The following is a 20,298-nucleotide window of genomic DNA, read 5'->3' on the forward strand; positions in this document are numbered from 1 at the left end:
CCAGCGGACCGCGGATAGGTTGTTGGGACCCCAAACGTACAAAGACGTATGAACAGGAGCCGACGTGACCGACGTAGCGGCCAAGGATTCCCTGACTGTCACCGACAACCGGACCGGTCAGAAGTACGACATCGCGATCACCGACAACACGATCGCGGCCAAGGACCTGGGACAGATCCGTCTCACTGACGAGGAGCCCGGTCTGGCGACCTATGACCCCGGCTTCGTGAACACCGCCTCGTGCCGCTCGGCCGTCACGTTCATCGACGGCGACAAGGGCATCCTCGAGTACCGCGGCTACCCGATCGAGCAGCTCGCGGAGAAGTCCAACTTCCTCGAGGTGGCCTACCTCCTCATCCACGGCTCGCTGCCCTCCAAGGAGGAGTACGACGCCTGGGTGCACGAGATCACCTACCACACGTTCGTGCACGAGAACGTGAAGTCGTTCATGCACGGCTTCCGCTACGACGCCCACCCGATGGGCATGCTGATGGCCTCGGTCGGCGCGCTGTCGACGTTCTACCCCGACGCCCGCAACATCAGCGACGCGGACAACCGCCACATGCAGATCGTCCGCATGATCGCGAAGATGCCGACCCTCGGCGCGTGGTCGTTCCGCCACGCCCAGGGCAAGCCGTTCGTCTACCCCGACAACGACCTCGGCTACACCGCCAACTTCCTCTCGATGCTCTTCAAGATGAGCGAGCAGAAGTTCGAGGCCGACCCGCGCCTGGTCAAGGCCCTCGACGTGCTCTTCATCCTGCACGCCGACCACGAGCAGAACTGCTCGACCAACGCGGTCCGCTCCGTCGGCTCCTCGCAGGTCGACCCCTACTCGGCCGTCGCGGCCGGCGTCGGCGCGCTCTACGGCCCGCTCCACGGTGGTGCCAACGAGGCCGTCCTGCGGATGCTCAAGCGCATCGGCTCGAAGGAGAACATCCCCGCCTTCATCGAGGGCGTGAAGAACGGCAACGAGCGCCTCATGGGCTTCGGCCACCGGGTCTACAAGAACTTCGACCCGCGCGCCACGATCATCAAGAAGGCCTGCGACGACGTCTTTGAGGTCACCGGGGTCAACCCGCTCCTCGAGATCGCCAAGGAGCTGGAGAAGATCGCGCTCGAGGACGAGTACTTCGTCAAGCGCAAGCTCTACCCCAACGTGGACTTCTACTCCGGCCTCATCTACGAGGCCTTCCAGTTCCCGCCGGAGATGTTCACCGTGCTCTTCGCCATCGGCCGTACGCCGGGCTGGCTGGCGCAGTGGGCCGAGCTGGTGCAGGACAAGGACCAGAAGATCGCGCGTCCCAAGCAGATCTACACCGGCGACCGCCAGCTCGACTTCGTCGCCGCCTCCGAGCGCTGGGCCTGAGCGTCTGGCGCGCGACCGGGATGCCCCAGCTGGGGCTCCTCTCGGTCGCGGGCTTCGCCGGCTACGCCGCACTCCTCGCGGTCGGCCCGTCGTGGGCGATCCACGGCGGGGCGACCGAGGCGGGTGCCGGCCTCGTCAACGGCGTGCTCCTCGGCGCCACGGTCCTGGCCCAGCTGGCCGTGCCCCGCGCCCTGACCACGTGGGGCACCCGGGGCGTGCTCGTCGCCGGGCTGCTGCTCCTCGGCCTGCCTGCGCCGGCGTACCTGCTCTCCGACACCCTCCCCTGGGTGCTGGCGCTCTCCGCGCTGCGCGGGATCGGCTTCGGGATCCTCACGGTCACCGGCTCGGCCGCAGCCGCCCGTCTCGTCGATCCCTCACGACGCGGCGCCGCCATCGGTGCCTACGGCCTGGCGGTCGCCCTTCCCTCGCTCGTGCTGCTCCCGGCCTCGGTCCCCCTGGCCGACGCGCTCGGCTTCGCGTGGGTCTTCTGGATCGCTGCGCTGCCTGTCGTCGGGATCCCCGCGGCGTGGGGCCTGGGCACCGTCCTCCGCGGCCTCGGGCACGACCGACCTGCCACGGCTGCACCGACCGGCCGGCCGGACCGTCGCCTGCTCCTCGCCGTCCTGGCCCCCACGGTCGTCCTCTTCGCCGTCACCATGGCCGGCGGCAGCCTGGTCACCTTCGCTCCCCTGCTCGCGGATCCGACGGTGGCGATGGCGCTGCTGCTGGGGATGGGCCTGACCGCCGCGCTGGCGCGCTGGCTCGTCGGGGCGCTGGCGGACCGCCACGGCGTACGTCCGTTCCTCGCACCGCTGCTGCTCCTGGCGGCGGCGTCCATGGCGGGGTGCGCCTGGGCGGTGGCGCAGGGAAGTCCCGCCGCGCTCGTCGTGGCTGCGACCGTCCTGGGCGTGTCCTACGGCGCGCTCCAGAACCTCACCCTCGTGGCGGCCTTCGCAGCCGCGGGCCCGACCCGCATCCCCGCCGCCAGTGCGTGCTGGAACATCGGCTTCGACGCGGGTACGGCGTCGGGAGCGGTGGTCGCGGGCGCCCTGGCTGCGTCCTTCTCCTTCCCGGTGGCCCTCTCGGCCATGGCCGCCACCTCGCTCGCCGCCGTGCTGGCGGCCGTCCTCCCCGGCCGGACGCTCAGCGCTCGAGGACCGCGGTCGTCCGAGCCGGCACGGTGACAGCGTCCGCGGCGACCGTGCTGCCCTTGACCACGGCGTCGCCACCGTTGGCCTGCACGTCGTGGAGCGTCCAGCCCGCGCCGGTCCCGGCGACCGTGGTGGTCTCCGGAGTGGCGTTGATGACGACCAGCACCCCGTCGCGGTCCGGGTCGGCGTCGGTGCCGGCGGTGTCGTCGACGAGCATCGCGACCACCCCCGGCTCGGCGTCGAGGAAGGACACCTTCGTCTGCACGGCCTCCGCGCTGCCGAGGCGGAAGAGCCGTGACGACATCCGGATCCGCAGCAGGTCCTGGGCGCGGGCGTGGGCCTCGTCCATCGCCGCGCTCCCCGGGTCGAGCGCGGGGTCGGCGAGCAGCGGGCGCATGTAGTCCCACTTGTCCTCGTTGTCCGCGCGCAGCGGCAGGCCGGAGCCGAAGGTGTTGTCGCGCCGCTGCCAGTCGATCCGGTTGAACCAGTCGCCGGAGTCGTAGGAGTTGCGGTCCAGGCTCTTGGAGCGGAGCAGGTCGGTGCCGGCGTGCCAGAAGACCACGCCCTGGGAGAGGGCCACCGTCGAGAGGGAGACCGTGTTCATCCGCACGCGGTCGGCCATCGACGTACCGGTGGGGAGCTTGAAGGCCAGCGAGTCGTAGAGGGTCTCGTTGTCGTGGGCGTCGACGTAGGTGACGGTCTCCGACGGGTCTGCGGCGTAGCCGGCGGGCTGGCCGTTGTAGTCGACCTCGGAGCCCACCACCTCCTCGCCGGTCGAGGACCGGAAGCGGAAGTCGGCGAGGTTGCCGGCGAGCCCGAGCTTCACGAGGTCCTGCTGGTGCAGCAGCTCCTCGCGCTGCTCGTCGGCGGTGCCGTTGACCTCGGCGCCGTTGGGGTCGGTGAACAGGCCCGAGCCGAAGCCCTGCACGCGCGGGTCCTCGTCGAAGGGCCCTCCCCCGCGCACGGCGTCGCGCAGCCGGTCGCTGAAGGACCCGATGCCGGTGCCGGCGAGGTTGCGCTGGGTGGCCTGGGTGAAGCGGGCGTCGTCGGCGACCTCGCCGAAGTTCCAGCCCTCGCCGTAGAGGTAGATCGCCTTGCCGTCGACGCCGTCGCGCTTGACGGTCAGCCCGTCGAGCGCGGCGCGCAGGCGGGTCATGTTGTCGAGCGAGTGGTGGCCCATCAGGTCGAAGCGGAAGCCGTTGACCTTGTAGTCGCGCGCCCAGGTGAGCACCGAGTCGATCATCAGCTTCTCCATCATGCGGTGCTCGGTCGCGGTGTTGGCGCAGCACGTGGAGGTCTCGACCGCGCCCTTGGCGTCGAGGCGGTGGTAGTAGCCCGGCACGATCCGGTCGAGCACCGACTTCGGGTCCTGCCCGCTGGCCGCGGTGTGGTTGTAGACCACGTCCATCACGACCTGGAGCCCGGAGCCGTTGAGGCCCTGGACCATCCGGCGGAACTCGACGGTGCGGCGGGTGCCCTCGGGATCGGTGGCGTACGACCCCTCGGGCGCGGTGTAGTGCAGCGGGTCGTAGCCCCAGTTGAAGCCGTCGCCCGGGCGCACCGCCTCGACGCATTCCTGCTGCTTCTCGGAGTCGCGCGGCAGCGAGGCCAGGTCGCAGGCAGGGACCTGCTGCGCCGAGCGGCGCTCCTCGATCGTGGCGATGTCGAAGACCGGCAGCAGGTGCACGGTGTTGAGCCCGGCGTCGGCGAGGCGGCGCAGGTGCTGCATGCCGGCGGACCCGTCGCGGGTGAAGGCGAGGTAGGTGCCTCGCTCCGCCGCCGGCACCGTCTCGTCGCCGATGGAGAAGTCGCGCACGTGCAGCTCGTAGACGTTGCGGTCCTCGGGCTGCGCGATCGCCGGCGGCGTGGTCCGCGACCAGCCGGCCGGGGCCAGGGCCGGGTCGGCCAGGTCGACGAGGAGGGACTGCTCGGAGTTGGTGGTCAGCGCCACCGAGTAGGGGTCGGTGACGCGGTTGGTGACGACCTCGCCGGCGGCGGGTGACCAGACCTTCACGTCGAAGGCGTACGCCGCACCCCGCCACGACGCCGGACCGCTGACGGTCCAGGTGCCGTCGCGCTGGCGCCTCATCTCGACGCGCCGTCCGGCGACCACCGCGGCGACGTCCTGCGCGGTCGGTGCCCACAGCGACAGCGTCGGCCGGTTGCCGCGCCAGGTGGGCCCGAGGTCGGCGTCAGCGGCGTCGGCGTACACGTCGTCGAGGACGCCCGGCACCTGCACGCCGGTGGCGTCGCGCAATGCTCCCGAGGAGTCGTACGCCGCGACCGCGAGCTGCCCGGTGAGGATCTCCGGGACCCGGCGCGCCGCCGCCCGGTCGAGGCGGAACGCCTCGTAGCCGGCGAGGTGCGGGAAGTCGGCGAGCACGTCGGCGGGAAGCCCGGCGGGGTCGTGGGTGAGCGGGACGCTCGACCCGCCGGTGACGGCCTCGGCGTCGACCGCGAGGTCGCCGGCCTGCGACCAGTGCAGCCGGTGGCGGCCACTCGTGTCGGCGACGTCCCACGCGACGAGGTCGCGGCGCAGCCACTGTGCTCGCGCCTGGCCGAGGTCGGGAGCCGCACCGGCACTGCGCGTCGAGACCTGCAGGCGGTGCGTGCTCACGTCGTAAGTGAAGACCACCTCGACCCCTCCGGACGGGACCTCGAACGGGATGTCGGCCCCGTCGCGGACGCCGTCGGCGCCGTAGTTCTCCGCCCATGACAGGCCGTGCGCCACCTTGGTGGCGTAGCTGCCGGCCGGCAGCGTGGCGGTCGCGGTGAAGGTGCCGTCGCCGTCGGGGTCCTGGAGCCAGCCGCGCATGCAGTCGGGCGCCCAGTCCCCCGGGCAGCCCAGCTCGGACTGCATGCTGCCGGCGAGGGTGATGATCGGGCCCTGGGCGTCGCTGGTGACCCAGTGGGAGCGGTGGTCGTAGTAGAAGGTCACGTCGCGCGGGGCGTCGAGGGCGAGCGGGATGTCGGCCCCGCCGCGGACACCGCCGGCACCGTAGTTCTCGTCCCACGTGCCGTCGATGGCCGCCTTGTAGGCGTAGTCGCCGGCCGGCAGCGCGACCGTGCGCTTCCACACCTGGTCGTCGGCGTCCAGCGCCATCTGGGCCTCCGCGCAGTCGGGCTGCCAGTCGCCCGGGCAGCCCATCTCGGAGTTGTGGCTGCCGGGCACCGACACGGCCGCGGGCTGGGTGACCGGTCCGCCGTTGCCGCCGCCACCGGGGGTCGGCTCCGCCTCGGGCTCGCCGACCGTCGCCCACGACGAGGCGACCGAGAGGTTGCCGCTGCTGTCGCGCAGGACCGCGCGGTACTCCAGCAGCGTGCCCTTCGGCATCGCGGTGACGTCGTGGAAGACGCGATAGGGCGCGTTGTCGTCGGTGCCGAGCGGCGTCCAGCCGTCCGCGCCCACGGGCCGCCAGGCGACCGTGACCTGGTTGAAGCCGCCGTCGGGGACCCCGACGGTGATCGGCGCACGGCCGCCGACGACGCCACCGGCCGAGGGCTTCTCGAGGTGGATCGCCGGGGCGTCCTTGCGCCTGGGCAGCGTGCCCGACGCGCGCCACACCGTCGCTGACAGCGGCGGCACCGTGATCGTCGTACGCCCCTCGGCGTCGGTGCGCAGCGACGCCTTCGACGCCGGCCAGACCTGCTTGAAGCCCGCGCGGGCCATCTCGGTGCCGACGGTCACGGTCTTCGCGGTGGTCGCGTTGTTGAGGGCCACCACGAACTCGCGGCGCTCCTCGGCGTCGATGCGGCTGAAGGCGTAGACGCCCGCGCCGTTGGAGGCGTAGCGGTGCAGCTGGGCGCCGTCGGCGAGCGCCGGATAGGTGCGGCGCAGCCGGGCCAGGTCGCGGATCGTGGCGTAGAGCGGGTGCGAGGTGTCGTAGTTGGCCTCAGCCGTGGTGGCGTCGGTGCCGATGAGGTCGTTGTCGTTGTAGGACCCGACCTTGCTGGGAAACATGTCCTCGCGGGCGTCCTTGTCGCCGCCGTCGCCGACGAAGCCCTGCTCGTCGCCGTAGTAGACGACCGGCTGGCCGCGGGTGAGGTACATCAGGGAGTGCGCGAGGCGGTCGCGCTCGAGCACCGCGTCACCGCCCTGCAGGAAGGTGCCGATGCGCCCCATGTCGTGGTTGCCGAGGAAGGTGGGCGAGGCGTACGCGTTGGAGTCGGCGTCGGTGTAGAAGTCGTCGGCTGCGTAGAAGTCGCGCAGCCGGGTCGTCGCACCGCCCTTGGCGAAGCCGAGGCCGACGTCCTGAAAGCCGAAGTCGAGCGTGGCGTCGAGGCGACCGGTGGTGCTGAACTGCGACAGGTAGGCCGGGTTGGCGTCGTAGACCTCGCCGAAGGCGAAGAAGTCGTCGTTGCCGACCGACGCGGCGTGCTCGCGGATGGCCGGGGCGAACTCCTGCCAGAACTCCATGTTGACGTGCTTGGCGGTGTCGATGCGGAAGCCGTCGATGCCCAGGTCGACCCAGGCGCGGTAGATGTCGGTCATCCCGTCCACGACGTCCGGCTGCTCGGTGAAGAGGTCGTCGAGGCCGACGAAGTCGCCGTAGGTCGAGGACTCGCCGGCGAAGGTCGAGTCGCCGCGGTTGTGGTAGTTCGTCGGGTCGTTGAGCCAGGCCGGCACCTTCACCGTCCGGTCGGCCTCGGAGCGGAAGGTCGGGGTGTAGGGGAACGACGTCGCGGCGTCGAGCTCGGGGAAGTCCTCGGTGCCGGCGAAGTCACGGTCGTCGAAGGCGTTGCCGGCGGCGTCGCGGTAGGGCTCGGCGTCCTTGCCGACGTAGCCGTACTGCTTCTCCTCGTAGTCGATGACGTCCGCGGTGTGGTTGGTGATGATGTCGAAGAAGACCTTGATGCCGCGCCCGTGCGCCTTGTCGATGAACGCGTCGAGCTCGGCGTTGGTGCCGAAGTGCGGGTCGATCCGGGTGAAGTCGGTGACCCAGTAGCCGTGGTAGCCGGCGCTCGCGTCGGCGCCGGCGCCCTGCACGGGCCGGTTCTGGAAGCTGGGGGTCAGCCAGATGGCGGTGGTGCCGAGCCCCTCGATGTAGTCGAGCCGGTCGGAGAGGCCCTGGATGTCGCCGCCGTGGAAGAAGCCCTTGTCGGTCGGGTCCAGGCCGGTGGCCATCCGGTCGCCCGACAGCCCGCCGGCGTCGTTGTCGGGGTCGCCGTTGGCGAACCGGTCAGCCATCACGAAGTAGAAGTTCTCTCGCGTCAGCGGACCGCGCAACGAGGTGCCGGCGAGCTCGCGGTCCGCAGCCGTCGGGCTCGCGGAGGGTCGCTCGGCGGGCTCGACGGCGAGGCGGTGGCTGGCATCGTCGTAGCTGAAACGCAGCCGTGCGGGGTGCTCCAGCACGAGCGGCAGGTCGGCGCCGCCGGCCTCTCCCCCGGCGCCGTAGTTCTCCTCCCACGAGCCGTCGAGGGCGACCTTCCAGGCGTACGTCCCGGCCGGCACCTCGGCCTCCAGCACCCAGCTCCCGTCGTCGGCCTGCGTCAGCCCGGACTCGGTGCAGGCGGGCGCCCAGTCGGCGGCGCAGCCGAGCTCGTCCTGGAGGCTGCCCACGAGGGTGACCGTCGTCGGCGGGCCCTCCCGGTGCTCGGCGTTGGCTGACGGTGGCAGCACCACCAGCGAGGTGAGGGCGGTGGCGAGGCCCGCGAGGACGACGCCGGCGCGTGCGGAGGGGCGGGACAGGGGACGGCGCACTGGTGGCTCCCGAAGGTGAAGGTCGATCGACGTGGCGGGCGTCACAGTAGGCCCCCCGTGGCAGGTCTTGCAATGCCTGCAAGATCTTTCACAACGGCTGCGCGGTGACTGGGGCGGATCTTGCAGAACTGCCCGGGAAATCCTCGGCGCTCGGGGGGTGCGCCCTCACTACACTCACCGGCACGACACCACAGGGGAGGCGTTGGTGGGCGAGGTCGGCGCGCACACTCTCGGGTCGGTGCTGCGTGCCATGCGGGAGGCCGCCGGGCTGTCGCAGGAGGAGCTGGCCGAGCGGGCCACGCTCAGTCCGCACGCCATCAGCGCCCTCGAACGCGGGACCCGCACCCGTCCCTACCCCCACACGCTGCGCGCGCTGGCCGCTGCGCTCGAGCTCGACGACGACCAGCGCACGACCCTGCTGGCCGCGGTGCCCCCGCGATCCGCGCGCGCAGCGCCGGGCACCGCCCCCGCTCGTTCCTCGCGCGCCCTGCCCACGCCCGCCACGCCGCTCATCGGGCGCGACGACGACGTGGCCCGCATCGGCGACCTGCTCAGGTCCAGCCGGCTGGTGACCCTGAGCGGACCCGGCGGGGTGGGCAAGACCCGCCTCGCCCTGGCTGCGGCGACCGCGGTGCAGGAGCGCTACGCCGACGGCGTACGTCTCGTGGAGCTCGCGCCACTGCTCGAGGTCGACCAGGTGCTGCCGGCCGTCGCGGAGGCGGTCGGCGCGGTCCGTGACCCCGGCCGGCCCGTGGCCGACGACCTCGTCGACCGGCTGCGCGGGCAGGACCTGCTGCTCGTGCTCGACAACGTCGAGCACCTCCTCGACGCCGCGCCGCACGTCGCCGCCCTGGTCGAGGCGGTGCCGGACCTCACCGTGCTGACGACCAGCCGCGCCCCGCTGCGGGTGCGCGGCGAGACGGAGTACGCCGTTGACCCGCTGGAGGTGCGCGACCTCCCCGACGGGTCGCCCTCGCCCGCCGCCACGCTGCTCCTGGACCGTGCCCAGCGGGTCAGCCCCGGATGGGGCTCCGAGCCCCACGAGGCGGCGACGGTCACCGCCACCTGCCAGCGGCTCGCCGGGCTCCCGCTCGCGCTCGAGCTCGCTGCGGCGCGGGCCCGGCTGCTCGACCCTGGCTCGTTGCTCGCCCGGCTCGACACCGCCCTCGAGGCGGGACCCCGCGACCTGCCTCCGCGCCAGCGCACCATGCGCGCGACCCTGGACTGGAGCCACGGGCTCCTCGACGGCCCCAGCCGCCGGCTGCTCCGGCTGATGGGCGCCTTCGCGGACGGGACCAGCCTCGCGGACCTCGAGTCCGTGGCAGCGGCGTGCGGCATCGACGGGACCGACGTGGTGCGCGACCTGGAGGTGCTCGTCGAGCACTCCCTGGTGGTGGCCGAGCCCAGCGGCCGGATGCGCCTGCTGGAACCGGTGGCGCAGTACGCCCGCCACCTGCTCCACGAGGCGGGCGAGTGGGAGCAGTCCGTCGCCGCCCACGCAGCCCACTACCTCCGGGTCGCCGAGGCCAACCACTCGAGCTACCGCGACGGCGGCCAGGTCGCCGCCCTGACCCGCATCGACCTCGAGCACGCCAACCTCACCGCCGCAGCAGAGCGCTCGCTGGCCCTCGGCGACCCCGAGACGCCGGCGAGGATGGCGTGGGAGCTCTGGCTCTACTGGTGGCTGCGAGGCCAGCACGACCACGGCCGGCGCTTCGCCGAGACCGCCCTGCGCCACAGCGCCGACCTGCCGGACGAGGTGCACGCCCGGGCCGCCCTCGCCGCAGCCACGATGGCCTTCGCGATGGACGACGTGGAGGCAGCGAGCGCCTGGTGGGTCCGGGCCCACGCCCATGGCGGCGACGACCCCGCGATCCTCGCCAACGCGGTCGCCGGCGAGGGCCTCGCAGCGCTCGTCGCCGGTGACCTCGCGGTGGCCCGCGACCGCTTCGAGGAGGCGATGGGCCACTCCGAGCGCGGGGGCGCCGAGGTCCAGTGGACCTGGGGGCTCACGCACGTCTGGCTCGGCACGGTGGCCCTGCTCGAGGGCGATCCCGACGAGGCGGTGCGGCTGATCGAGGCCGGCCTGGAGTCGGCGCGCGGCCGCGAGGACCGGCTGTCGTCCTACATCGCCCTCTACAACCTCTTCCAGGTCGAGCTCGGCCGTGGCGACCACGAGGCCGCGCGGGGCCACCTCGAGGAGAGCACCCGGCTCTCCCTCGAGACCGGCGACCAGGCCAACCTCGCCTACCTCCTCGACGCCGGCGCCGTGCTGGCGGCCGCCACCGGGCAGCACGCGCGGGTGCCGCTGCTGCTGGGTGCGGCGCAGGCCATCCGCGAGACCCAAGGCGCCCACGGCTACGGCTACTACCGCCCCGACCCCGCAGCCATCCTCGCGGCCGCCGACGCCGCGCGCCTCCACCTCGGCGCCGACCGCTACGACGACGCGCTGGACACCGGGCGCGGGCTCGCGCCCGAGAGCGCAGCGTCGATGCTCGGCGCCCCCGGCTGATCCGCGCCGGTCCGGCCGACCGGGCGACCCGCACACCACTCGTACACCTGCTGCTGTCCGTGGTCCGCAGGCCCGCGCGGTCCGAAGGTGGTGCCACGGCACGACACCGTGCCCCGACACCACAGCAGGAGCCGCCATGAGCAGCACGCTCGACCAGACCACCACGACCACCGAGGCGTCCTCGGCGCCGCGGTCCGACCCGGCCGGTCGCGGCTGGGTCCTCGCCGGGCTCGGCGCCGGCGTCCTCGGCATCGCCGGCGCCATCGCCAGCGGGACGGTGGACGCCGTCTACGACCCGGACCTCTCGGGCGACGCCGCCGCGATCACCGAGCGCCTGTCCGAGCAGGTGCCGCAGGTCATCGCCTTCCACACCGCGACGATGCTGTCCTGCGTCCTGCTGGTCGTCTTCGCCGCTGGCCTGCACCGTCAGCTGAGCGCGCGCACCGCCGCCGAGAGCCTGGTTCCCGGCATCGCGGTCGCGGGCCTCGGGCTCGTGGCCGTCGCGCAGCTGCTCGGCGCGGGCCTGACCACGGAGTTCGCCTTCGGCCTCGCCGAGGACCCCGGGCTCCTGGTGCCGGAGACGGCGGTCTTCTTCAACCACTGGATCGGCACCATCCCGTGGCTGTGGGGCGGCGCGGGCCTGAGCGGCCTGGCGCTCGCGAGCGCGGCACTGCGCCAGGGGGCGTACGCCCGGTGGCTGGGCTGGGTGAGCCTCGTGCTGGGCGGCATCACCGCCCTGTTCCTGGTCAGCCCGCTGCAGTACATGGCGGGGATGACCGGTCCGCTGTGGCTGGTCGTGGTGGCGGCCGGGCTGCTCCGGTCGACGCGGGCGGCGTGAGGTGACGACGACCGCCCCGGACCTGAGGGTCGTCGCGGGGACCGACCTCGACTTCGCGACGTACGTCGCCGCGCGGCGACCCGTGCTGCTGCGCTGGGCGTGGTCGGTCACCGGTGACCCGCACACGGCCGAGGACGTCCTCCAGGCCTCCCTCGTGCGGGTGCTGGCCCGGTGGGACAGCCTGCGCGACAAGGGTGCCGCCGACGCCTACCTCCGGCGCACCATCGTGCGCCAGCACGTCAGCTGGCACCGCCAGCCGTGGCGCCACGGCGAGGTGAGCACGGCGCACGTGCCGGACCGGGCCGGCACGCCCGGTCCGGAGGAGGCCGGGACGGGCGAGCTGTGGGCCCTGGTGCGCGAGCTGCCCGCGCAGCAGCGCGCCACGGTCGTGCTGCGCTACTACGAGCAGCTCAGCGTCGCCGAGACCGCAGCCGTGCTCGGGTGCTCGACCGGCACCGTCAAGTCCAACACCCACCGCGCGCTCGCCGCGCTCCGCCGGCGTGCCGACTGCGCCATGCTCGCCGGATGACCCGGGAGGAACCCGTGACCGACCAGACGCCCGACCCGTGGCTGCCGGACGACTTCGTCCACCCGACCCGCGTCGAGGTCCCCTTCGGCCACCACCTGCGCCCCATCCACCCCGACGACACCGACCTCGACATGGTCGCGGTGATGGGGTCGCGGGAGCGGCTGTGGCGGATCTACGGCGCGGCCTGGGGCTGGCCACCGGCCGACATGACCCACGAGGACGACCGCGCCGACCTGGCCCGCCACGCGGCCGAGATGGAGACCCACGAATCCTTCAACTACGCGCTCTTCGACACCGACGAGACGGCACTGCTGGGCTGCGTCTACATCGATCCTCCTGGGGTTCCGGGCTCGGACGCCGAGATCTCGTGGTGGGTCGTCGACGAGTGCGTCGGCACCGAGCTCGAGCAGGCGCTCGACGAGCTCGTGCCGCAGTGGATCGCGCGGGACTGGCCCCTGGAGCACCCGAGGTACGCCCTGCGCGACGCGCGCTGACAGATCTGGGTGCCTTCCCAGCGCGTTCTCAGGGCATCCACAGGGTCGCGGCGCAGGCTCGAGGCATGAGCGACGCATCCACACCCCAGCACGACCCCCAGCACTCCCCCCAGCCGTCCCCGTGGGGCACCCCCGCTCCCCCGCCCGCCCTGCAGCGTGAGCCGCAGCGCGAGCCCCGCAAGCGGCGTACGGGCCTGGCGGCGGCGGTCGTCGCGACCTCGCTCCTCGTGGGCGGCGGTGCCGGCGTCGGCGGCGCGGCCCTGTGGGACGTGACCCGCGACGACGCCGCGACCTCCGTGCCGGCCGGCTCCGTCTCCACCTCCCCGGTGTCGCAGACCGAGGCTCCGGCCCCCGAAGGATCGGTGGAGGCCGTCGCGCAGGAGGTGCTGCCGAGCGTGGTGAAGATCGACGTGGCCGGCGCGCAGGGCACGGGGTCCGGCTCGGGCATCGTCCTCACCGCCGACGGCACCATCCTCACCAACAACCACGTGGTCGAGGGGGCGCTGGACGGCGGCGCGATCCGGGTCTCCTTCGACGACGGCACCAGCACCGAGGCCGAGATCCTCGGCACCGACCCGCTCACCGACACCGCGGTGATCCAGGCAGCCGGCGTCTCGGACCTCACGCCCGCGACGATCGGCAAGTCGGCCAACCTCGGCGTCGGGGAGGGCGTCGTCGCGATCGGCTCGCCCTTCGGGCTGGACGCCACCGTCACCAGCGGCATCGTGAGCGCGCTGGACCGCCCGGTCAACGTGGGCTCCGACGACGAGGGCAACTCCACGACCTACCCCGCGATCCAGACCGACGCGGCGATCAACCCGGGCAACTCCGGCGGTCCGCTCGTCGACATGACCGGGGCCGTCGTCGGGATCAACTCCTCGATCCGCACCGCGGCGTCGCAGTCGCCGTACGGCCAGTCGGGCCAGGCGGGCTCGATCGGCCTCGGCTTCGCCATCCCGATCGACGAGGTCATGCCGATCGTGGACCAGATGGCCAAGGGCGAGACGCCCACCCACGCACGCCTCGGCATCCGGATCACCGACGACGAGGCGGGCGCGCGGATCGAGGACGTCACGGCCGGGTCCACGGCCGAGGTGGCCGGCATCGAGCCCGGCGACGTGATCACCTCGATCGACGACCGGCGCATCACGGGCGCCGACTCGCTCGTCGCGACCATCCGCTCCTACCGTCCCGGCGACGAGGTCACGGTGACGTGGCTCCGCGACGGTGAGGAGCAGGAGGCGAGCGTGACCCTCGACAGCGACGCCACCGAGGGCTGAGCGCCCGGCGCTCCCGTCCCGGCGCGCGGGGCGGGAGTGCGTGCGTGGACCGGTTACCGGTGGGTCGACATGATGGGGGCACCGACCGACCGGAGGAGTCGCATGCAGCTCGAGCTCAGCCCCGCCGACGCGGAGTTCCGCGCACGGATGAGGGAGTTCTTCACCACCAAGGTGCCCCAGGAGATCCGCGACACCGTCCTGGAGGGTCGCCACCTCACCCGCGACCAGATCGTGGAGAGCCAGCGCGTGCTCAACGCCGAGGGCCTGGCGGTCCCACACTGGCCGACCGAGTGGGGCGGCCAGGACTGGACCGACCTCCAGCGCCACCTGTGGCACGAGGAGATGCAGCGCGCCGGCGTGCCCATCCCGCTGGCCTTCAACGCCTCGATGATCGGCCCGGTCATCGCCCAGTTCGGCACCGAGGAGCAGAAGAAGCGGTTCCTCCCCGACACCGCCAACCTCGACATCTGGTGGTCGCAGGGCTTCTCCGAGCCCGACGCCGGCTCCGACCTGGCCAGCCTGCGCACGACCGCGGTGCGCGACGGTGACGACTGGGTCGTCAACGGCCAGAAGACCTGGACCACGCTCGGCCAGCACGGCGACTGGATCTTCACCCTCGTGCGCACCGACCCCGAGGTGAAGAAGCAGGCCGGCATCTCGATGCTCCTCATCGACATGACCACCCCCGGCGTCGAGGTCCGCCCGATCGAGCTCATCGACGGCGGCCACGAGGTCAACGAGGTGTGGTTCACCGACGTCCGCGTGCCCGGCGACCTGCTGGTCGGCGAGCCCGGCCAGGGCTGGACGATCGCCAAGTTCCTGCTCGGCAACGAGCGCGTCGGCGTCGCCCCGGTCGGCGCCACCAAGCGGGCCCTCGCGAGCCTCAAGACCACGGCCGCGGCCCAGATGGACGACCCGATGGTGCGCGCCCGCGTCGCCGAGCTGGAGAACCAGCTCCTCGCCCTCGAGCTCACCGCCCTGCGTGTGGTGGCGCACTCGGCCGGCGGCGAGCCGCACCCGGCGTCCTCGGTCCTCAAGCTCCGCGGCACCGAGCTCCAGCAGGCGGTGAGCGAGCTCGCCCTCGACCTCGCCGGACCGGCCTCGCTGGCCTCGCGCGCCGACGAGGACTCCCCGCAGGACGGCTGGGCCCGCCGCTCGGCCCCGACCTACCTCAACCTCCGCAAGGCGTCGATCTACGGCGGGTCCAACGAGATCCAGCGCCAGATCATCAGCCGCACGATCCTGGGACTGTGACATGGACTTCACCTACGACGACGAGCAGCAGGCACTGCGCGAGGCCGTGCGCGGCCTCCTCGCGACGGCGTACGCCGACCACGACGCGCGGCGCCGCACGGTGGCCGAGGAGCCGGGCTTCGACCGCGCCCTGTGGGGCCGGCTGGCCGAGATGGGCGTCCTCGGGCTGCCCTTCGCCGAGGAGCACGGCGGCGTCGGCGCCGGGCCGGTCGAGATCGGCATCGTGTGCCAGGAGCTGGGCCGGGTGCTCGCGCCCGAGCCCTACCTCGCCAGCGTGGTGCACGCCGGGGGCCTGGTCGCCGCCCTCGGCTCGCCCGAGCAGAAGGCCGACCTGCTGGGCCGGCTGAGCGCCGGTGAGGTCGTGTTGGCCGCGGCCGACACCTCGCCCGGCGGGCGCTGGGCCTCGCGCGCGGACGGCGTACGCGCCTCCGTCTCCGGTGACGCGTGGACGCTCGACGGCGTCGCTGACCCGGTCGTCGCCGGCGAGTCCGCCGACGTCATCATCGTGACGGCCGCGCTGCCCGACGACGGCGGCACCGGGGTGTTCGTGGTCGACGCTGCCGACGTCGAGCGCACCGGCTACGCCACGGCCGACCTGACGCGCGCGGCCTCGGTGCGCTTCACGGGCAGCGCCGCCACGCCGCTCGGCGCACCCGGTCGCGACCTCGCTCCGAGCATCGCCACCATCAGCGACCTGACCCGGATCATGGGCGCCAACCAGGCGCTCGGCGTCATGCAGAGCCAGGTGCGCGCGACGTCCGACTACCTCAAGAGCCGCAAGCAGTTCGGGGTCACGCTCAACACCTTCCAGGCGCTCACCTTCCGCGCCGCCGACATGTACGTCTCGCTCGAGCTCGCCCACAGCATGGTCGACTGGGCGACGATGACGATCGCCGGCGGGGACCGCGGGGTCGTGGCCGAGGCCGCCGACCGGGTCGGGCTCCAGGTGAGCCGCGCCGGGCGCCACATCGGGCAGGAGGCGATCCAGCTCCACGGCGGCATCGGCATGACCGCCGAGTACGCCGTCGGCGTCGGCACCGCCCACCTCGAGGTGCTCGACCAGTGGCTCGGCAACGCGCCGCACCACCTGTCGCGGCTCGCCGGTCGGGTCACCGACCACGAGCTGGTGGAGGCGCTCTGATGGACCTGTCCCTCAGCGAGGAGCAGCAGGCCTTCCGTGACCTCGCACGCGACTTCCTCGAGCGCGAGGCCGTCCCCCACCGCATGCAGTGGGACCACGACGAGTCGGTCGACCTCGCGATCGTGCCGAAGATGGCCGAGCTCGGCTTCTTCGGCCTGACCATCCCCGAGGAGTACGGCGGGGTCGGCGGCGACTACGTCACCTACTCGCTCGCCATGGAGGAGCTCGGCCGCGCCGACTCCGCCCTGCGCGGCATCGTGTCGGTGAGCAGCGGGCTGGTCGGCAAGTCGATCCTCTTCCACGGCAGCGAGGAGCAGAAGCAGGAGTGGCTGCCGCAGCTCGCCGCCGCGACGAAGCTCGGCTGCTTCGGGCTGACCGAGCCCGGCACCGGCTCCGACGCCGGCAACCTCACCTCGCGCGCGACGCGCGACGGCTCGGACTGGGTGATCACCGGGCAGAAGCTCTTCATCACCAACGGCACCTGGGCCGACGTGGCGCTGGTCTTCGCCCGCACCAGCGACGACGGCCCGCGCGGGGTGACGGCGTTCCTGGTGCCGACCGACTCCCCCGGCTTCGAGGCCCGCGAGATCAAGCACAAGCTCGGGCTGCGCGGCCAGGCGACCGCCGAGCTGTTCCTGCACGACGTACGCGTCCCGGACTCCGCCCGCCTCGGCGAGGTCGGGCAGGGCTTCAAGATCGCCATGGGCACCCTCGACAAGGGCCGCCTCGCGGTCGCGTCGGGCTGCGTCGGCATCGTGCAGGGCTGCCTGGAGGCGTCGGTGGCGTACGCCACCCAGCGCACGCAGTTCGGCAAGCCGATCGCGTCGTTCCAGCTCGTGCAGGACCTCATCGCCGACATCTCGCTCGACGCCGACGCCGCCCGGCTCCTCGCGTGGCGCTGCGCCGACCTGATCGACCGGGGCGAGCCCTACGGCGTGGCCGCCTCGAAAGCCAAGCTCTTCGCCTCCGAGGCGGCAGTGCGCGCGGCCAACAACGCGATCCAGGTGCACGGCGGCGCGGGCTACGTCGACGACTTCCCGGTCGCGAAGTACCTCCGCGACGCCCGCGTGATGACGCTCTACGAAGGCACCTCGCAGATCCAGAAGCTGCTCATCGGCCGAGCCGAGACGGGGATCAGCGCCTTCGGTTGAGCCGCCCCTGCAGTCGGAGTCCCCGGCTACCCGGGGATCGCCACCGTTGTGCGGTGGCCATGGTGCGGCTGCCGCACCATGACGACCGCACAACGCCGCGAAGGTGAGCCGGCCCGCCGCTAGAGTCAGCGCATGCGCGTGGTCGGGGGGCTGTCCTGGGTGGTCGGCCTCGGCGCGGCCGCGATCGCCATCGCGCTCACCTCGCCCGGCGACGTTGCTCCCGCGGAGCCCGGTGAGGCGGCGGTGCCGCGCGACCTCGCGGCGTACTCCCACCTGACCGGCAGCGTCACGTCCTCCGCGCCGGGCGCCGCCGTGGCGCTGTTCCAGCACGGCTGGGGCGTCGAGCTCTTCGACTTCCCGCAGGCTGTCGTGCTGGGTGCCGGCGGGGACGCCTACCGTCGCGTGGACGCGGCCGAGGATCGCGCGAGCGCTGCCTCGCAGGGCGACCCGGCCCCGATGCTGCTCTCTCCCGACGGCACGAAGGTGGCCGTCGGCGACCACGAGACCGCCGACCCCGACGTGGTGGTCGTCGACCTCCTCACCGGTGAGGCGACCAGCCACTCGCTGCCGACCGGCCAGAGCGTGCTGCCCGTGGCCTGGTCGCGCGACGGCACGACGCTGGCGCACCTGCTGTCCCCCGAGCCGACGAACCCCTACACCGGCGAGCGCATCGCCGGCGAGGTCGGCGTGCTCGACCTCGGCGACGACTCCACCGACCTCCTCCCCGGCGACGACGTCACCGCGGTCGCCTTCTCCCCCGGCGGGACGGAGCTGGCCGTCGAGCGTGCAGGAACCTCCTTCACCGACGCCCGGATCTCGGTCGTCGACCTCGCCGGCGGCGGCACCCGGGACCTCGGGACCGTCGGGGCGCTCGCCGGCCCGGCCGCCTGGTCCCCCGACGGACAGCTGCTCGCGACGACCACGCTGGAGCCCTCGGGCGCCCCGGCGGGCGCCCCGGACCCCGGGATGCCGACGGGGCTCGCCTTCGTCGACCCGTCCGCTCCCTCCAGTGGCGCGGACGTGCCGGACCCGATGGAGCTGCCGCTCGCGGAGGCGGGGCGCGTGCTCGGCTGGACCGACGCGGGCGAGGTCGTGGCGCTGCTCGAGGTCGCCGGCGACGACCCGTGCTGCGCGGAGGCGTACGACCTCTCCCGCGTCCCGCTCGACGGAGCCGCACCACAGCCGCTCATGCGGATCAGCGACCTCGGGAGCTACGGCGTGGGCCGCTTCCAGCTGGCCTCGGCCACCGTCGGCGACCTCCAGGTCGTCACGCCCGGCGAGGTCGACCGCGGCCCGTGGCCGCCGCCGTGGCTGCGCGGAGGACTCGCGCTGCTGGTCGGGCTGCTGGTCTGGCTCGTCTCGCGCTGGGTGCTGCGGCTTACGTCGCCCGACCCCGTCACGGACCCGCCGCGATGATGCGGCGCGCCTCCTCCACATCGAGGTCGTAGGGCCCGATCCGGGTCAGCACCCACGACGCGCCCCGGTCGAGCCAGGGCGCCGGGTCCTGCTCGGGCTGGAGGTCGACCACCACGTCGAAGCCCGGCGCGGGCGCGTGTCCGGCGAGCGCGGTCGTCACCTCGTCAAGGTCGTCGGGACCGGCGAGGCCGATGACGAAGAAGCCGTCGTGGCGTGCCGCCCGGCGCAGCGGGGCCCTGTTGCCGAAGCGCCCGGCCAGCCAGATCGGCACCGCCGGCGCGGGCCGGAAGCGTACGCCGTGTGCCGCGTGGTGCTCGCCCGCGACCTCGACGACCTCCCCGCCGAGCAGCCCGGTCAGCACCGCGAGCCCCTCGTCCAGCATCGCACCTCGCACCTTGGGGTCCGCCTCGTCGCCGAAGGCGCTGAACTCACCCACCCAGTCGTCGCCCAGACCGAGACCGAGGACGAACCGCCCGCCCGAGAGCACTGCCAGGCTGGCGGCCTGCCGGGCCAGTACCTGCGGCCGGCGTCGTGGCAGCGGCGTGACTATGGGCCCGAGGACCATCCGCTCGGTCAGCATGGCCACGGCCGCGAGGCAGGTCCACGGGTCGGCGATCTCGGTGACGCGGTCGCCGTAGAGCAGGTGGTCCCACACGAAGAAGCCGTCCCAGCCGGCCGCCTCCGCCTCGGCGGCCAGGTCGCCGACGAGGCGTGGGTCGGCGAGGGCGTCGAAGGGGGCGACGAAGAGGCCGCGGCGCGTGGTCATGACGTCGATCGTGCCGCACCGCGCGAGCGCCGCATCCGGCGCTCCCGCGGCTCGTCCGCGGGCCAGTCGTCGGGGACACCGAGGTCGGCGAAGCCGGCCCGCTCGTAGGCCGTGATCGCCGGCGCGTTGTCGTCGCGCACCATCAGCTCGGTGTCGTGGTCCTGCGCCGCGGCCCACGCGACGACCTCGTCGACGAGCCGTCCTGCGAGGCCGGTGCCGCGGTGATCGGGCGCGACCCACATCGAGATGAGCTCCACGTGGTCGTCCGCCGGGACGCCGGACACGACCCCGACCGGGCGCCCCGCCTCCCGTGCGACGACCGTCAGGGGTACGTCGGTGAGGCGCGCGCGCCACCGCTCCTCGGTCGCGTCGACCCATTCGGCGTGCCGGGAGCCGAAGGCGCCCGGCGCGTCGGCGAGCGAGGCGAGGCGTACGTCGCGGAACTCGCGCCAGTCGTCGGGTCCGAGGCGGTCGAGGTCAGGTGCAGGCATGCGCGCGAGCCTAGACACCCTTAGCGCGGGCCCGTCGCCTTGTGCGGTCACCGTGGGGCGGGATCCACACCACGGTGACTTGGGCTCAAGGGCTGGATGCAACACCTCTGATCTGAGGGGTGTCCTGTGCGTCGCAGCCGTGTGTGTCCGATGTCGGTCCGGGTGGAGTTCTGGGCGCTGGTCCGTGAGGGTCTGACCGTCGCCG

The 20,298-nt window shown here is 73.1% G+C and carries 14 protein-coding genes; 11 read left to right on the forward strand and 3 right to left on the reverse strand.

Translation table 11 applies throughout. From position 1 onward, the window contains the following. Positions 1-64: 64 nt before the first annotated feature. A complete protein-coding gene (locus IRX98_RS21170) occupies positions 65-1,369 on the forward strand; it encodes a citrate synthase (protein ID WP_224280195.1) in 1,305 nt (434 codons plus the stop codon). Between the two features lie 20 nt (positions 1,370-1,389). After that, positions 1,390-2,553, forward strand: coding sequence for an MFS transporter (locus IRX98_RS21175; RefSeq protein ID WP_224280197.1), 1,164 nt, complete (start codon positions 1,390-1,392; stop codon positions 2,551-2,553). On the opposite strand, the gene pulA is transcribed toward IRX98_RS21175, so the two are convergent. Further along, positions 2,513-8,221 carry a pullulanase-type alpha-1,6-glucosidase gene (pulA, locus tag IRX98_RS21180; protein WP_224280199.1) on the reverse strand — a complete coding sequence of 1,903 codons (5,709 nt, stop codon included), beginning with the start codon at positions 8,219-8,221 and terminating at the stop codon, positions 2,513-2,515. The genes IRX98_RS21175 and pulA overlap by 41 nt on opposite strands. 205 nt (positions 8,222-8,426) lie before the next feature. On the opposite strand from pulA, the gene IRX98_RS21185 reads away from it, so the two are divergent. The 9 genes from IRX98_RS21185 to IRX98_RS21225 all read left to right on the forward strand — a co-directional run bounded on the left by IRX98_RS21185 (position 8,427) and on the right by IRX98_RS21225 (position 18,836). After that, the gene (locus tag IRX98_RS21185) at positions 8,427-10,733 is read left to right on the forward strand and encodes an ATP-binding protein (RefSeq protein ID WP_224280201.1); all 2,307 of its coding nucleotides are present in this window, start codon (positions 8,427-8,429) and stop codon (positions 10,731-10,733) included. A gap of 136 nt (positions 10,734-10,869) precedes the next feature. Beyond that, the gene (locus tag IRX98_RS21190) at positions 10,870-11,571 is read left to right on the forward strand and encodes a hypothetical protein (protein ID WP_207084098.1); all 702 of its coding nucleotides are present in this window, start codon (positions 10,870-10,872) and stop codon (positions 11,569-11,571) included. A gap of 1 nt (position 11,572) precedes the next feature. Beyond that, entirely contained in the window at positions 11,573-12,100 is a 528-nt protein-coding gene (locus IRX98_RS21195) for a SigE family RNA polymerase sigma factor (RefSeq protein ID WP_224280204.1), read from the forward strand. After that, on the forward strand, positions 12,097-12,594 hold the full coding sequence (locus IRX98_RS21200; protein ID WP_224280206.1) for a GNAT family N-acetyltransferase: 498 nt from the start codon (positions 12,097-12,099) through the stop codon (positions 12,592-12,594). The genes IRX98_RS21195 and IRX98_RS21200 overlap by 4 nt, the downstream gene beginning before the upstream one ends. A gap of 65 nt (positions 12,595-12,659) precedes the next feature. Further along, positions 12,660-13,874: a S1C family serine protease gene (locus IRX98_RS21205; protein ID WP_224280208.1), complete on the forward strand. Its 1,215-nt coding sequence runs from the start codon at positions 12,660-12,662 to the stop codon at positions 13,872-13,874. A gap of 102 nt (positions 13,875-13,976) precedes the next feature. Continuing rightward, positions 13,977-15,128 carry an acyl-CoA dehydrogenase family protein gene (locus IRX98_RS21210; RefSeq protein ID WP_224280210.1) on the forward strand — a complete coding sequence of 384 codons (1,152 nt, stop codon included), beginning with the start codon at positions 13,977-13,979 and terminating at the stop codon, positions 15,126-15,128. A 1-nt stretch (position 15,129) separates the two neighbouring features. Next, positions 15,130-16,269, forward strand: coding sequence for an acyl-CoA dehydrogenase family protein (locus tag IRX98_RS21215; protein WP_224280212.1), 1,140 nt, complete (start codon positions 15,130-15,132; stop codon positions 16,267-16,269). Next, positions 16,269-17,420 (forward strand): acyl-CoA dehydrogenase family protein, encoded by a 1,152-nt coding sequence (locus IRX98_RS21220; protein WP_224280215.1) that lies wholly within the window; start codon positions 16,269-16,271, stop codon positions 17,418-17,420. Before IRX98_RS21215 ends, IRX98_RS21220 begins: the two co-directional genes overlap by 1 nt. A 132-nt stretch (positions 17,421-17,552) precedes the next feature. After that, positions 17,553-18,836, forward strand: coding sequence for a WD40 repeat domain-containing protein (locus IRX98_RS21225; RefSeq protein WP_224280217.1), 1,284 nt, complete (start codon positions 17,553-17,555; stop codon positions 18,834-18,836). Here IRX98_RS21225 and IRX98_RS21230 read toward each other — a convergent pair. Then, positions 18,817-19,602: an LLM class flavin-dependent oxidoreductase gene (locus IRX98_RS21230; protein WP_224280220.1), complete on the reverse strand. Its 786-nt coding sequence runs from the start codon at positions 19,600-19,602 to the stop codon at positions 18,817-18,819. The two genes, IRX98_RS21225 and IRX98_RS21230, sit on opposite strands and share 20 nt — an antisense overlap. Continuing rightward, entirely contained in the window at positions 19,599-20,093 is a 495-nt protein-coding gene (locus IRX98_RS21235) for a GNAT family N-acetyltransferase (RefSeq protein WP_224280222.1), read from the reverse strand. The genes IRX98_RS21230 and IRX98_RS21235 overlap by 4 nt, the downstream gene beginning before the upstream one ends. Positions 20,094-20,298: the final 205 nt, after the last annotated feature.

The sequence above is a fragment of the Nocardioides lacusdianchii genome (genome assembly GCF_020102855.1).
GTDB lineage: Bacteria > Actinomycetota > Actinomycetes > Propionibacteriales > Nocardioidaceae > Nocardioides > Nocardioides lacusdianchii.